Here is a 14,609-nt window from a genome sequence, read left to right as displayed (position 1 = left end):
CTTCGGAGCCTCCAGGCCACGCAAGCGAGCAGGCATGAGCGAGTTCGCCCTCGAGCTTTCCAGAGAAGAGACGACCGAAACGCTTCGGATCTGCCCGGTCGAGGCCGATCGGATCGACGTGCTCCTCGAGTCCGGTCCGCGCCCGTTGATCTTCGTGATGGAGACGTCGGCACTAGGAAGGCTCATGCGATCCAAGGGGGCGAGCGGTCGGATCGCTCCGCTCAAGGCACGCGACCCCAGGAAGGGCCTGGCTGCGTATCTCAAGGGAGAGAAGCCGGTCGCGCTCGACGGAAACTACAAGACGGCCGCGAAGCTCCTGACGAGTGTCCGCAACTTTCTTCTGAAGGAAGAGCGGGCCGGGGATCGAAGCCTTCACTTCCTCGGCGTTTCACAGGATCTCTTCGACGAACTGGCAGCCGAGGCTCCCGATGACGTTCGTGAGCACGGTGAGCCTACGGAGGGTTTCCCGGACCAGCCTGCCCACCAGGGAGAGGCCCGACTCGACGAGTGGGCCGAAGGCACGATGGATTGGCGGGAGACCTTCAAGGGCAAATCTCCTGCGGCTCAGAAGGTCAGGCGATTGATCGAGGTTGCCGCGAATGCCCGGGAGTTCGCCGACGTTCCGGTCTTGATCCTCGGCCCCACCGGTGCGGGCAAGGAAGTCGTCGCGAAGGCGATCCACCATCTCGGGAGAGGCGCCGCGGGGGGCAGGTTCGTCGACGTGAACTGCGCGGCGATCGCACCCGACATGTTCGAGGCAGAACTCTTCGGTGTCGCACCCGATGCGGCAACGGGGGTCGCCGCGCGCGTCGGGCTCTGGGAGCTCGCCAGCAAGGAGCGAGGAACTCTTCTCCTCGACGAAGTCGGTGAGCTGAGCCTTCCACACCAGGCAAAGATCCTGCGGGCGCTCGAGGAGGGCACCGTCCGGCGCATCGGCGGTCGAGAGAACATCCCGGTGTCGGCGCGCATGATCGCGAGCACGAACCGGGAGCTCTTCGCGATGGCGCGGCATCGCGAGTTCCGCGATGACCTGGCCCAACGTCTGGCTCGAGTGGTCATTCGAGTCCCGGGCCTCGCCGAGCGTCGCGATGACATCGAAGCCCATGCGCAGGAGATCTGGCGCGAGAAGGTGACCCAGCAACCCGACGCCAGGCTGTCTTCCGAAATCATCTCGATCCTGTCCGCTCACAGCTGGCCAGGCAGTGTCCGCGAACTCCAGGGACTGCTCGAAACGACCTATGCCCTTCGCTACGGGGACCTGAGCCCGGATGCCGATGCGCTCTACGAGGCCTGGGAGATCCGTGGGGACTCGCCGCTTCCGGGCGCGAACACCCGATCCGTCTCCGATGCCGGGATCAGTGGCGAACGGCGATCGCAGCACGAGGCCCAGCACTCGCTCGACAACGAGATCCGTCGGTTCAACCGGATCCGCCCTCGGTACGAGCGGTTCGCAGGTGTCCTGGAACGCATCCTCGAAGCGGGCGTACGCGACCATGCGCCCCTTTCACTGATCGAAACGCGCGCGAAGTCGGTCGCGCGGGTTGCCGAGATTCTCCAGCGCAGCGGCGACCTGGTGGAGGCGCTGCCCGACCTGTGCGGAGGAAGGGTGGTGGTCCACACTCGCGAACAAGCGACCCGGATCGTTCATTTCATCGAGCGCTACTTCGAGGTCGAATCGAAGAGCATCGACCAGAGCGACGTCGCCGCTCAGGTGCTCGGCTCGGGATACCATCCCGTGCGCCTCGTCGTCAGCCTCGACGAAACGCGAGCGAAGGCCGCCGAGAGCGTGCTCGGCGTGAAGGTGCCGAACGAAGTCTGCGGGCTCGAAGCCGAGATCGAGGTACGGACCGTTCTGGAAGATGCCTGGGCGAACGTGAATCACGAGATGGGCCGAGACGTTCCGCTGCCGCTTCCCGAACGCTGGCGCCAGGAGCTCGATGAACTCTCGCGGGTCCTCCAGGCAGTCGACGTCTCCTTCTCGCGACTTCGCGCCGGTTTCCGCACCTACCGAACGACCTACCCCGCGCAGCTGACCCTCGAAGAGACCCTTCGCGAGATCGACATCCTCGACAAGGTCCTCGAATACGATCCCGACCCCAGCGTCGCCGTGCGTCTCGCCAAGCTCGCGATCAGCATCGAGGATTGGGACCGCGCGATCGAGACCCTCGAGTCGCATGCGGAGGCGGGATACCAACCCGCGTTGCGTGACATGGGCGTCGCGATCTGCCAGAAGCACCGGCTCGAACCCGAGTCCGCTGCTCACCAGAGGGGTCAGGCCCTACTCACACGGGCCGCGGCCGACGTGCATGCGGACCCCGACGCGATGGCCTCACTCGCCGGAACGCTCAAGCGCAGCGGAGAGGGAGAACGCGCGCGTGAATACTACGGGCGCGCCCATACGCTCGATCCGGGTGACCCCTATGCTCTGTGGGGGTTGCTCGAGATGGAGATGGCGCTCACGCCGGACGTCGACTTCCCGAGCGCCCGGGCGATGGACATCGAGCGCGCGACTGCGCGCTGCCGTGACCAGGCCGCGGCAGAAATCAATCTGCCGTGGGCGTGGTTCGATCTCGGTAAGTTCACCCTACTGCGAGACGATCCGATCGAGAGCCTCGAAGCCCTTCGGCGGGGGATCGCGTGCTCGCGGGCGGGGTTCATGATCCAGACGACGATCGAGTCGCTGGATCGGATCGCGGGAAGTCGATTCGCGCCGAGCGGACTCGGCGAGGCCCAGCAGGTGCTTCGAGACGGGTTGACCGAGCGCTTCCCCGAGTGGGGCGGGATTCCGAGCAACGGCGACGGATGAGTCGGGACGATCAGCTCGGACGACCCTCCGCCGTCCCGGCGCAAAGTCGATCGAGACGGCGAATGTCCGTCAACCGGCCCTCTTCTCCAGCTCCTCGATCACCTGCCCCAGCCAGTCCTGCAACTCACCGCGCTCCTCGCGCGCTCGCCGAATCATCCTCAAGTTGTTCGCCGTCGACCGAGGCTCCATCGTCTCCCTGATCACCGCGAGCGCATCGGCCAGACTCTCGTTCGCCGACTCGGCGTCGCCCCCCAGGACAGACAACTCCAGCATCGTCGCATGATCCCAATAGTCCGGCTGACGACCCTCGAGTCTCTGCTCGACCGCGAACCGGACGACGGGCAGGAGTCTCTCCTTCTGCCTCAACGACGGCTCGTCTCCCTTGATGTCGAGTAGCGTGATGGCATTGATTCCGGGGTAGGCATCCCGTTGATCCGCCATGAATCCGCGGGTGTAGGCCGCGATCGCCATCTTCAAGTGCCCCGCGGCGCCGAGAGGATCGCCCGCCTCGAGGGCCGCGTTCCAGCTGTCCTTGTGGATGCGCCCGATCAGCCCGCAGGTCTCGGAGCTGGGTCCCTGCTGGTCCTCGACTTCGGAAAGAACTCTCAGAGCTTCTGCTCGATCCGCCGGATTCTTCGTTTCGCCAGCCCGGCGATTGTGCGCGAAGCCCAGCTGCTCACGCACGAACACCTGACGTTTGAGCGTCTGCGGCATGTCCTCGACGACCGCGATCATCCCATCCCAGTCCTCGAGGGCGCGATAGGTGAGCATGAGATCCATCGTCGTCCCCGCGTCGACGGCATCGAAGGACGGAAGGCCTCCTCGAATCTCGGCGAGCTCGTCCATGGCGTCTTGACGCGACTCCTCATTCTTTGCCTTCTCACGTATGGCCCCTAGCTGCTGCTTGTACGTCTCGTTCAGCTGTACGCGATCTCGGAAAACGTCGGCCTTCAATCGGGCGATGTCGCTGGGCCGCCACTCGTCCAATAGCTGGAAGAGCGGGCTGTCGACGGCGGACTGCTTGGCAGCCAGACTCCGCAGATCCACCAACTTGTCGGCAACGACCGTCCGAAGTGCCGTCGCCTGTTCGTCGCCGAAACGATTGTTCTCACCGAGGTCGTAGGCAACGGAACTCAGAAAGTTCACGTCGAACGGAATGGGTTGATGATCCGCGAAGATCGTCAAGGTCGTCGCCGGCCTCGCGGTGTGACGAACTCCCAGTTCGTAGAAGACGTTCGCGTTCGCGGTCGTCAGATCGGCGATCGCGAAATCACACAAGAGCAACCGCTCGAACATCGGCTTGTGAATCACTCCGCCCGTACGCTCATGGTCCGCACGAATCGGCTCGAGCCCGGCGTCTTCGATCGCTGGAGCCAGCGACTGGGAGTAGATCCGATCGAAATCGATCATGCCTCGACCCGTAGGATCGGGCTTCTTGCCGAAGGGCATGACGACGAAACAAAGCGGCCTCGGGCCCATTTCAGCCTCCAGCATTTACGCTCGACTTGTAGATTACTGCGGCTTCCCGTCGGGTCGACGATTCCTCGTAGACGAGACGGTCGAGTCGCGACCCAGAGACTAACGCTAGCCCGGCCAGGGCGTGCCAGAATCGTCTGAGGTCGGAGCTCCCACCGTGTTCTCAGCGCGTTGAATCTGCTCGCGAAATTCGTCGGCTGTGCTCTGGCACACTACGGGCAGATGCGGAAGAAGCGATTCCGATGCCGAAACCGCCCTTTTGGGCGGGGCTTCTAGGATCGCTTGAGGTCCCTCAGCAAGTACAGTCCAGCGGCTGGTGCGCAAGCCGAGACGATCAGCAACCCCAACATCGACGACAGCGGAACGGCAGCGGGCGGACTATTGGGGTTCGAACCTCTTGCCACCTCGTCTCCGTCGTTGATCCCGTCGCTATCCGAGTCCGGCAGCAAAGCGCTGGTCCCCGTATCGAAGATGGATACGAACACGCCTGTCGCCGTTTCGAAGACGTCGAGCAAACCGTCGTCGTCGCCGTCGATTGACGCATCCGACGCATTGCAGAGAAGGTTCGTCGGATGGCTCGGTTGGTGCGTGCCCGATTGCAAGACGAGTCGACTCTCATGGTCCTCCAGGCTGAAGTCGACCGAGATGACCGAACCGTCGGCGAGCGTGCCTGTAAGAGTTCCACTCGGCGTACCGCCTGCCCCACCGACGATCGTCCCGAAAGGAAAGTTGAATCCGGAGCCGACGACAGTCACTCTGGCGTCGTCATTGATGATGAAGTCACCGTTGAAAGTTCCACCGAGGATGAGCACCTCGGCAGTTCGCAGAGCCCGCAGCGAAGCTTGTCCGCCAGTGATCGTACCGCCTTCGATACGAGCGAAACTTCCGTCCCCGGCGGCATCCACGCCGTTCTCCAGGACGTTTGCAACGGTGCCTCCCAGCATCAGGAGATATGCATCATCTCCTAGATCCACGCCGAATGGCGAGATCGTGGCGTCCTCATAGATGAAAATCGAACCACCCGACCCATTGTTGGGCGCAGCATCCAGCCCCGGGTGCACACCACAGGCGGCGATTAGCGACGCGTCATCCGCAATCGTATGGCTAACACCCTGCGAGACTACCCCTCCCAGATAGACTGTGGCGGAATCTGATCCGGTCAACCGGAGCGGCTCGCCACCAAGCATCCAGAGGCTCGAACGACCGGAGACGTGTGCGGTACGGAAGCCGTTCCCTTCGACCGCGAATACGATCGTGGGGTCTGGCGCCGCACCGGTGCCGTCGGTGATGTCGCAAGTTGAAGAAACGGATCCGGAAACCACCTCCACGGACCCGGACGAGATGTCAGCCGCCGCTGAAGAAGCAACGACGAGAAGGATGATGATACTGATAGACAGACGCATATGTTGCTATCCCCTCGCGCGGAGTCGTCGCATAATACTCGAAAGAAGCGGCGCCGGTGAGTTCCCCATCAAGGGCCGTTTGCTCTCCGACTGGACGGCATCTATCAGAATCGCCGATATCGGCGGTGGCGAGAACGCCGCATACTATTCCTATACGCGTATCGATTTTCTGTTCCGCCTCTGGAGTTCCCTGTTCGAGCCCGTAGGGAATTCCTTTCCAGCCGGCTGGTTCTGCGCTGGATTCTCTGCTGGTCCGGCATTTGCGCCGCGCAAATCGGGCGGGCTTCCCTGTTCTTTCCCCGTTGAGCAGGGAAGCGTCCTCGGAGACGACTTCGCACCAGCCTCCCCCCACCGCCATTGAGTACTTCTTTTCAGAGACGCTCTCTGTCGCACTGAGCTAGCGGTCGAGAAAGAGCCAGGGATCCGCGGGCTCTTGCGCGAGCGACGTTCGCGATAGCGGACAGGGGGGGCGGCGTTGATCGCGCAAATCGAGCCGATCCTCGGGGCGGCTCTCCGCGAACTCGGGACCCAGGAGGCGCCGCGCGCGATCGTGATCGAGGCGATCGACCGCGCCCTCGAGGCGCCCGAGCCGCCACGCAACCCGGTGCTCGTCCAGCCCACGGTGCTCTACCCGTACGCGGACACGGCGCTCGAGGCGGTGCCCCCGCTCGACAAACAGCTGATGCGGCTCGGACCGCAGAACCACACGCGCATGCGGGTCTATCTGACGGATCTTCGACGGGCGATCTTCGACGCCGCGACGAACGCGCCGTAGACGCCCGTCCGGCGAATCCCACGGTGCGCTCGTGAGGCCCGTCGCCGATCAGCTCGCCATCGTGAGTCCGCCCCCGACGGACAGGACTTCGCCCGTGATGTACTCGGCGGCGTCGCTCATCAGGAACGCCACGGCGGCAGCCACGTCGTCGGGGACGCCGAGGCGGCCGACCGGGATCTTGCGGGCGAGCTTGGCGGCCATGTCCAGGTCGGTGGTCGGGACCTCGATCGTGCCCGGCGATACGCAGTTGACCGTCACGCCCGTTCGGCCGACCTCCTGGGCGAGGCTCTTCGAGAAGCTGAGCAGCCCGCCCTTGGTCCCCGCGTAGACCGCCAGGCGCGACGCGCCGGTTCGACTCGAGTCCGAGGTGATGTTCACGATGCGTCCCCATCCCGCGTCGATCATCCCGGGGAGCAGAGCGTGACAGGTGATCGCGGGGGCGAGAAAGTTCACGTCGATCTGCTGGCGCCAGGAGGTCGAGTCGCTCTCCGCGAATGCCTCGACGGGATAGTGCCCCGCGCAGTTGACGAGGCCGCGAACGGGCTCGACCTCGGCGAGGGCGCGCAGGCAGTCCCGGAGCCGGGCCTCGTCGGTCAGGTCGCAGACGACGCGTTCGGACAGGGGCGGCGGCTCCCCGTCGTCGTCGCGGAAGGCGAGGTCGAGGCCGAGGACTCGCCAGCCATCGTCGACGAGGGAGCGCGCGATCGCGCCGCCGATGGCGCCACCGGCGCCGGTGAGGACACAGGCTTTCATGAGGTCTTCCTCTCGGAGGTCGAGGGAGTGTGTGAATCGGCTCCGCCGCGATTCGCGGCACCCTGCGCCCGCAGCGCTCAGCTCCGCTGCAGGAAGGACAGCACGAGGGACTCGAATCCCTCCTTGCATTCGATCATCACCCAGTGGCCACAGTCCGGAAAGACGTGGAGCTCGCAGTTCGGCACGAGGCGCATCGGAACCAGGCTTCCGTCCAGCGGCGTCACGCGGTCGTCCCGACCCCAGGTGAGCAGCGTCGGCGCCTGGATGGCGGCGAGATGGGCCAGGGCCGCCGTCGGGTTCGTGCGCCGCCCCTGCGCGATCGCGCCGAGCGCCTGCTTCGTGTAGATGGCCTGCGTGGTGGCGAGCGTCTTCGGCTCCATCGCCTGCGCGAAGCGCTCTTCGATCAGCGCGTCGGTCACGAGCGCGGGGTCGTAGACCATGGAGTGGAGCCAGTCGATCAGCCGCTCCCGGCTGGGTTCCTCCGCGAAGGCCGACAGGAGCCGCATGCCTTCGGCGGGGAATGGCGAGAAGACGTTCATGCCCATGCCACCGATGCTCACGAAGCGGTCGACCCGCTCCGGATGCTGCGCCGCGACGAGGGAGCCGATCACACCGCCGAGCGAGTTCCCGATCAGGTGGGCGCGGTCGATTCCGAGCGCGTCGAGCAGTCCCACCGCCGCGCCGACGCACGTCGACATCGGATCACCCGCCACCGCGTCGCTGTCGCCGTAGCCAGGAAAGTCGATGATCAGGCACCGGAACGATTCGGCGAACACCGGCAGGTTCTTCTCGAAGTTCGCCCAGCCGCGCACCCCCGGGCCAGACCCATGGAGCAGGAGGACGCAGGGGCCGTCGCCTGCTTCGTGGTAGTGGAGTCGTCCTTCGGGAAGGTCCACGAATCGGCTGGTCGCTTCGAAGCTGTAGTCCGGCATGCGGTCTCCTCTGGGCCGGGCGGATCGCCCGCGATCCAAGGTTAGACGAGCTCCGGCAGACTTCGGTCGATCCAGGGCTGCGCCCGTTCGAGCTGGCCTGTCAGACGGTAGAGCGTCGCTTCGTCCCCGTGCCGGCCGGCGAACATCACGCCGACCGGGAAGCCCGAATCGGTCGTCGGGCGTGGCGTGGACATGGCCGGCTGTCCGGTCATGTTGAAGAGCGCGGTGAAGACCGAGGCCGCGCTCGCGGTCGCCATGAACGCGTCGTCGTCGCGGGGATTCCCGGACGGGCCTCCGCGGCGCATGCACACATCGACCGTTCCATGGGCTCGACGTCGACGGAGTATGCTCGCGTACCAGGAGACCGGGCCCTCGAACTCGATCTCCTGAACGCCGATCAGTTGAACCTCGCCGTCAGCGGTCCGCCCGTTCTCTGCGACGCGCAGTTCACGGCTTCGGACGAAATCCGGCTGAATGACCCGGAGCAGGGCAGCGCGGCCGGCGTCGGGTATACCGCGGCGCCTACGACGATCTCCTCGATTCCGCCGAACAGATGCAGATCGAATTCCCGTATCCCGTCGACGAGCGCGTTCTCGACTCCCTGCTCTTCGACGAGGATGGCGACGCTCGCTCCGGCGAGGCCGTCCTCTTCGCGTACGACGAGTTCGGCGCGTCCGTCGGATCGCCCCCCCTGCAACGATTCTCGCTGCTGGGCGGCCGAACGGCCACGGTGTGACATCGCGGCCGGTCGCCCCGACCGCTTGCGGATGCCCTGCGTCGACGTCGTTGGTGCCGAAACGGCCGAAGCTCCCCGTTCCTTCCCTGCAGGACAGGGAACGGCCGTTGGAGACGAGTTCGCCCTGGACTCCCCCCACCGCCATCGTCGTCGCTTGCGGGCGCTCGGCGACGTACGCTTCGAAGCGCTTCGCCCCCGAGTCCTTCTCTTCAGAGGCTCTCTCCACGCCGTTGAGTTCCGATTGGGGAGTAGGCGTGGATCCGCGGGGTCTTGCGCGACGCGCGTTCGATGATGCGAACCGTGGGAACGCGTGTCGACCGGCCGCCGATCGCCGGATTTCTCTGTTGGCAAGTTCAGCCGTTCGCTTGCGCCGTCGATTCGACTCGCGACTTCAGGCGCCAGGCCCGGACTGCTCTCGGTTCCTCGACTCCTCGGCTCTATGACGCGAACCCGAGTAGCGCCCGCCGCTCGCCCGCCAGGTGATTCAGTCGCTGAACGCCCGCCGGCGTTCCCCTGCGAAGGCGGCAACGACCACGAGGGCGACGAGGAGAAACGAACTCGCGATGACGCCCAGACCCGACACGCTCGGAGGGTCGGGTGCGGGCTCGAAATCGAGGGCCACGTTCCCGCGCGGCTGGGCATTCTGAAATACACAGCATGGGTCGCCCAGGGCTTCCGCAGAACCGACGACCGAGAAGAGATAGGTCCCGGCGGGCACGGTCCCCGACGCGTAGACCCCGGCCACGCCGCTCGCCACGTTGGGTGCCTCGTAGCTGAAGATCACGGATCCGCCTTCATCTTCGAGGCGGTAGACGAGCGAGGCGGTCGTGCCGGGATCGGGCGCGAAGGCGATGGGAAAGCCGCCGGTGTTGTTCCCGTTGCGAAACTCGAAGGTCGCCGCCGACGTGAGGCTGAAGCGGAGCGTGTAGTCGTGGTCGATCGCGACGTTCGAAGTCGAGCCGCTCGTCCTGGCCAAGAAGCCGGTTTCGACCCGAATCAGGTCGAGGGCGAGATTCTGGCTCGCGCTGACGAGACTGTTGGCCCCCAGACTCGTGATCACTTGCTGGACCTGGATGTTGGGCGCGAGATCGGGAGACTGTTGCGCATCGGACCAGTTGCCGACCGTGCTGGTGATCGAGCCGCTCACGTTCGCGACCGAATCGATCGGGACGAGGAGCTGCGCGACCGCCGGGCCCGCAATGGCGCAGCTCGCAACCACGACGATCGCCAGCGAGCGCAGCAACGCGGAGACCCGGGACCTCTCGCTGAAGTGGACCCCGTTCATGATCGAGCCTCCTCTCGCGTGCCGACTCGACGATCCTATCAGATCGCGGACACGCCCTGGGGTATTTCCGGTCTCAGCGAAAGGGGTGTGCGTGCTCTGACCGACCCCGGCTTCCGGCACGATCACGATTGTGTGAACCGGTTCATACGACCCTCGATCGGGCGAGGGTAGGCTCCATCCCATCGACCGTGACGCCGACCCATCGTCGCCTGCCCGCGGCGATCGAAACCGTCGAACCCGGAGAACCGTGATGACCCGAAGATCGACTCGTCGAGCCTGCCGGGCGCGTTCATCGCGCGCCCTCCCGTCGTGCGTTGCTCGTCTTCTGCGGGGGTCGAGAAGCGCCGTCGCCTTCCTCGTGTGGAGCGGCGCGCTCCTGCTCCTCGCAGCGCCGGCCGTCGCGGTCGTCATCGAAGTCGATGCAGATCCGGGAGCTCCCGGTGTACAGCCGAGCCGATCGGTTTCCCCCGGCGAAGTGTTCGACGTGGCGGTTCGGATCAGCCAGATCGCTCCCGAGTCGGGCGTCGCCGGGATCGAGCTCGATCTCGACTTCGATTCGCAGCTGCTTCTCCCGCAACAAGCGAGCGACGAGGGCTATTTCGGCGGCGGAGCGATCCTGCTCGAGAACGACACCCAGGCGCCCGACGTGAACTTCGCCGTCGCGAGTGCGACCGCTTCGGAGTCGACGACCAGCGGCCTGCTCCTGACGCTCAGCCTGATGGCCGGCCCGGGTCAGGGAGTCACGGAACTCGTCCTCGGAGACGTCGTGCTGGCCGGGGCCGGCGGCGAACGCATCCCCCTGCTCGAGGCACGGAACGCGACGATCCAGGTCCCGGAGCCCGGCTTCCTGATCGCCTCGAGCGCCGGGCTCGTGCTTCTCGGCCTCCTGGCGCGGGCGCGCGCGACTCAGCGGCGGAGCGGCTCGCGGGCAACGCGTTCTCCGATGGCGTTCTCGACCCTGGCCGGCCTGGTCTTGGCCGGTTCGGCGCTGGCGGACCCCGATACCAATCTCGACGGCTTCGTGAACGTGCAGGACGTGTCTCTCGTCGCCACCTGCCAGGGCGTCGACCCAGCCGCGGGTCCGCCCTGCGACGCCGCGGATGTCGACGAGGATGGCGATGTCGACGCCGACGACCTGACTGCGGTCGTCGCCGCTTTCGGCGACGTCGTGGGTCCGCCCTTCCAGTATGCGGGGCCCCTCTTCGACTGCGTTCGCGACGCCTACCCCTGCGATCTCTCGACGGTTCCGGATGCCATGGCCGATCGCATGGACGAGATCGGATCCCAGGCTGCCTCGATGCTCGACGCGGGCGCGAGTCTCTCTCAGGTCGGAACGTTCATCGCGGCGGAGCCCGACGTCGCGAACGTGTTTCTCGAAGGCCATACGCTGGCCTTCCGGCTCGTCGGCGCGCCACCCATCGTTTTCCACGATGCACAGGCCGCGCGGACGCAGTCTCGACCGGTCGGCGAGCCCTTCGTCTCGACGGACCCGATCGTCCCCTCCTTCCCGGGAACGAGCCGGCCCCTGGGACACCGCGTCGTCGGGCGAGATCGAGACCAGGAGGGGCGTCGTGATCGCGAGAAGCGCGCGCTCGTCCTTGCGCCCTTCTCCTTCCAGTTCAACTACGACTCGGATGTCGCCGCGAATGCCGCCCTGGCGAGCTTTCCCGAATACGGGGAGATCGTCTACCACGTGGACGATCAGGTCACGATCGACGACTACGTGGGCTGGGACGACTTCGACGCGATCTTCGTCTCCACCCACGGCGACGCCATCTCGGGCGAGATCAACGGCACGCGGCTGTCGATGCAAACGCTCTCGCTGGGTGGGTTCGCAATCGACTGCGCCGACTTGAGGGAGGCGGCGCGCCCGAATCTGCCCGGCGCGAATCCTGTCGTAGGAATCGGCTGTGCCTGGAAGAATATCGCGGCGCAGGGCGAGCCTTCGAGATGGCGCTTCTCTGTCGACGCGACGCCCGACTTCTTCACGCAGCACTACCCTCAGGCGCTCGAGAACGCCTTCGTCTGGCTCGATGCCTGTCGAAGCAGTCGCGTTCCGGGATTCCAGAACACGTTGATGGGTCGACACTCCGTGTTCCTGGGCTGGGACGAGTACGTTCACGACAACGTCTCCACCTCTGCGGCAGAGCGGATCTTCGAGCTCGCACTCGACAAGGGGCTGCGCACCTCGCGCGCATGGGAGATCGCCTGCGAAGAAGGCTTCTGCTTCGACACGACCGTCGAGGAGGCGGAGTCCTGCCTGGGAGAGGATCCGCAGGTCAACCCGGATTGCGACTGGGTGGACATCGAAGGCGGACCCGACGGCGACGGCGATATCGATGCCGCCGACTTGACCGCCTGGATCGACGAGAACGAGAAACCCGCAGAGCTGCTCTACGCCTTCGATGGTGCCGACCAACGCCTCCGCGAAATCCTCACGATTCTCGACCCCGACACGCTCCTGCCCGCCGGAACCGACGGCACCGTTCTGCCGAAGGACTTCACGGGGACCCTGGGCGACGGACTACCAGCGGACGGCTTCGGATTCACGATCGAAGTCCAGGGCTTCGAGCTCGAGGACCTGATCGTTCCGGGCGACCCCGACGAGTTCCTCGAGACCATCAGCTTCATCAGCGCCGATCGGGACGGTGTGAATCTGGAGAGCGATCTGCCCCTTTCTCAGGACACGATGGTGGCCGTCGGGCCACCCGAGGATTATCGCTGGCGAAGTACGATGCCGATGCGGGTCTTTCTGCCCGAGGACCTCGAGCCAGGGGAGACGCTACGAATCGACCCCAAGCTGCGTTTTCCACCGACGTTGGGAAGCCTTCCGGTCGAGATCGGGAACAGCTACGCGGAGCCGCTCGAGCACGTCATCGAGGCGTGCGATTTCCAGGCGAACGCCTCGGGTGCAGCAGTCGGCAGCTTCGGCGGCACGCTCGCGACGATCGACCTCGACAGCGACTGGGAGATCTCCGTCGTCGACGTTTCGAGCTTCGGCGACGTGATCGGCGGCGGCTTCCCGAGTCCCTTCTTCACGGCGAGTCTTGCGGCCGCGCGCGTGGGGGATCTGCCGGGCACGATCAGCAGCATGTCCGTCCAGATCCCGAGCCCCCCTCCCTTCGGCGAGAGCTTCTCGTGGAACCCGAGCCTCGGCGCCAGTCTGGGCCTCGCCGCGCCCTCGATTTCCATCACGAGCTCGGACGGCGAGATGGCCACGGGCGTCATGAGCGGGCAACTGGCGAGCTCGGTCGACCCCGGACGGATCGTGACCGTCTCCATCACCTTCGACGCCGACTATGCCAATGACCCCCTCGAGAGCCCGTGCGTGCGCTAGCAGCTCGTTGAAGACCCACTGCGGTCGCGTTCGCGCTCTGCGGGAAGCGAGGCCGATACCGTCGTCGACCGTTCCGCGCGCGTGGATGAAGTGCACCGCCCTCATGCCCATCACCCTCGAGCAGGGCGCCCCCTTAGGCCCCTTCATCGCGGGCCTCGAAGGCGTCGAGCGCTTCGAGGTCATGATGGGCGACCCGCGATCGTTCCCGGCCGATCCCGAAGGCTTCGACGAGACGGTCGCCGAGCGCGGCGCGGAGCGACTCCCGAATCCCCCGAATCGAGCTGCCGGCGTGGCTGGAGGACACGCGTGCTGGCATCGAGCAGTAGGCGCTGTCCGTATCGCGGGGGGGGGGGCGGGTCGACCTGGGCGCGGCAGGCTGGCCTCTCGGCTGCTAAGCGTTGGGCTCCGGAACCCGCAGAGGAGCCCATCGATGCCCGCTTCCGCCGCCCGGACGACCGTTCTGCTCGTCGTCCTCTTCGTCACCGCCGGAACCGCTTCGGCACAATCCATGCGCGACCAGCTCGTCGCGCTCTCCGACGGACTGAACGATCCCGATCCGATCATCCGACTCGTGACCTACGAAGAGGCGGTCCAGTCCGAGAACGCGACGATCCGACGCGTCGCGCTTCGCACCGCGCTCCAGAGCACGGATTCGGATCTCCGCACGCTCGCCTTGCGCGGCGCGCTCAAGGGGCGCGAGACGCTCAGCTTCAAGCTGAGTCGATCGCCGGGGTTCGAGAAAGCCCTCGAGGAGGCCGGACAATCCGAGCAGAAGATCAAAGCGGTGAGGAGCCAGTACAAGAATCACGCCAAGATGCTCGCCGGCTATTCCAGCGTGATGCCGATGCGCGTCCTGGAGTACGACTACTCGACCGGCAAGATCAAGGGAGCCTGCATGGTCGGCGTTGCGACGCCCAACGACGCCTACTCGTTCTCCGGAACCATTTCGGGCGATGAACTCACCATGACGAGCAAGTGCGCCGTCACCCACTACGCCAACTGCTCCCTTTCAGCCGAGCTCGGCGACGACGGGAAGCTGGTGGGACTGCTGTCGTGCCCGTACAACACGCGCGCGACCGCGGTGCTCGACCTGCTCTGAGGTGGCC

At 65.7% G+C, this 14,609-nt stretch carries 12 protein-coding genes; 5 read left to right on the top strand and 7 right to left on the bottom strand.

The window, feature by feature from the left end:
• Nucleotides 1-34 precede the first annotated feature (34 nt).
• Nucleotides 35-2,806 (top strand): sigma 54-interacting transcriptional regulator, encoded by a 2,772-nt coding sequence (locus NXI30_20755; GenBank protein ID MCR9096661.1) that lies wholly within the window; start codon nt 35-37, stop codon nt 2,804-2,806.
• A 69-nt stretch (nt 2,807-2,875) separates the two neighbouring features.
• Here the strand turns inward: NXI30_20755 and NXI30_20750 are convergent, their stop codons facing one another.
• Together NXI30_20750 and NXI30_20745 are read right to left on the bottom strand one after the other, a co-directional pair.
• Nucleotides 2,876-4,216 carry a DUF4071 domain-containing protein gene (locus NXI30_20750; GenBank protein ID MCR9096660.1) on the bottom strand — a complete coding sequence of 447 codons (1,341 nt, stop codon included), beginning with the start codon at nt 4,214-4,216 and terminating at the stop codon, nt 2,876-2,878.
• A gap of 338 nt (nt 4,217-4,554) precedes the next feature.
• Nucleotides 4,555-5,685, bottom strand: coding sequence for a thrombospondin type 3 repeat-containing protein (locus NXI30_20745; protein MCR9096659.1), 1,131 nt, complete (start codon nt 5,683-5,685; stop codon nt 4,555-4,557).
• Between the two features lie 475 nt (nt 5,686-6,160).
• Here NXI30_20745 and NXI30_20740 point away from each other — a divergent pair, with 475 nt between their 5' ends.
• Nucleotides 6,161-6,460, top strand: a complete 300-nt coding sequence (locus NXI30_20740; GenBank protein MCR9096658.1) for a DUF3014 domain-containing protein — start codon at nt 6,161-6,163, stop codon at nt 6,458-6,460.
• 48 nt (nt 6,461-6,508) lie between these two features.
• Here the strand turns inward: NXI30_20740 and NXI30_20735 are convergent, their stop codons facing one another.
• The 3 genes from NXI30_20735 to NXI30_20725 all read right to left on the bottom strand — a co-directional run bounded on the left by NXI30_20735 (nt 6,509) and on the right by NXI30_20725 (nt 8,456).
• Nucleotides 6,509-7,213 (bottom strand): SDR family oxidoreductase, encoded by a 705-nt coding sequence (locus tag NXI30_20735; GenBank protein ID MCR9096657.1) that lies wholly within the window; start codon nt 7,211-7,213, stop codon nt 6,509-6,511.
• A gap of 77 nt (nt 7,214-7,290) precedes the next feature.
• Nucleotides 7,291-8,145 (bottom strand): alpha/beta fold hydrolase, encoded by an 855-nt coding sequence (locus NXI30_20730; protein MCR9096656.1) that lies wholly within the window; start codon nt 8,143-8,145, stop codon nt 7,291-7,293.
• 41 nt (nt 8,146-8,186) lie between these two features.
• On the bottom strand, nt 8,187-8,456 hold the full coding sequence (locus NXI30_20725) for an amidase family protein (GenBank protein ID MCR9096655.1): 270 nt from the start codon (nt 8,454-8,456) through the stop codon (nt 8,187-8,189).
• A gap of 242 nt (nt 8,457-8,698) precedes the next feature.
• Here NXI30_20725 and NXI30_20720 point away from each other — a divergent pair, with 242 nt between their 5' ends.
• Complete coding sequence (locus NXI30_20720) at nt 8,699-8,881, top strand: hypothetical protein (protein ID MCR9096654.1); 183 nt, start codon at nt 8,699-8,701, stop codon at nt 8,879-8,881.
• A 484-nt stretch (nt 8,882-9,365) separates the two neighbouring features.
• Here NXI30_20720 and NXI30_20715 read toward each other — a convergent pair whose 3' ends face one another.
• Nucleotides 9,366-10,166, bottom strand: a complete 801-nt coding sequence (locus NXI30_20715) for a hypothetical protein (protein ID MCR9096653.1) — start codon at nt 10,164-10,166, stop codon at nt 9,366-9,368.
• Nucleotides 10,167-10,650: 484 nt separating this feature from the next.
• Here NXI30_20715 and NXI30_20710 point away from each other — a divergent pair, with 484 nt between their 5' ends.
• A complete protein-coding gene (locus NXI30_20710; GenBank protein MCR9096652.1) occupies nt 10,651-13,503 on the top strand; it encodes a hypothetical protein in 2,853 nt (950 codons plus the stop codon).
• A 133-nt stretch (nt 13,504-13,636) separates the two neighbouring features.
• On the opposite strand, the gene NXI30_20705 is transcribed toward NXI30_20710, so the two are convergent.
• On the bottom strand, nt 13,637-13,807 hold the full coding sequence (locus tag NXI30_20705; GenBank protein MCR9096651.1) for a hypothetical protein: 171 nt from the start codon (nt 13,805-13,807) through the stop codon (nt 13,637-13,639).
• Between the two features lie 126 nt (nt 13,808-13,933).
• Here NXI30_20705 and NXI30_20700 point away from each other — a divergent pair, with 126 nt between their 5' ends.
• On the top strand, nt 13,934-14,602 hold the full coding sequence (locus NXI30_20700) for a hypothetical protein (protein MCR9096650.1): 669 nt from the start codon (nt 13,934-13,936) through the stop codon (nt 14,600-14,602).
• Nucleotides 14,603-14,609 lie beyond the last annotated feature (7 nt).

This window comes from bacterium (genome assembly GCA_024742285.1).
Classification (GTDB): Bacteria; Myxococcota_A; UBA9160; order UBA9160; family UBA4427; genus UBA4427.
The sequence above is the reverse complement of the archived record's forward strand: the minus strand, read 5'-3'. Positions and strand labels throughout refer to the sequence as shown.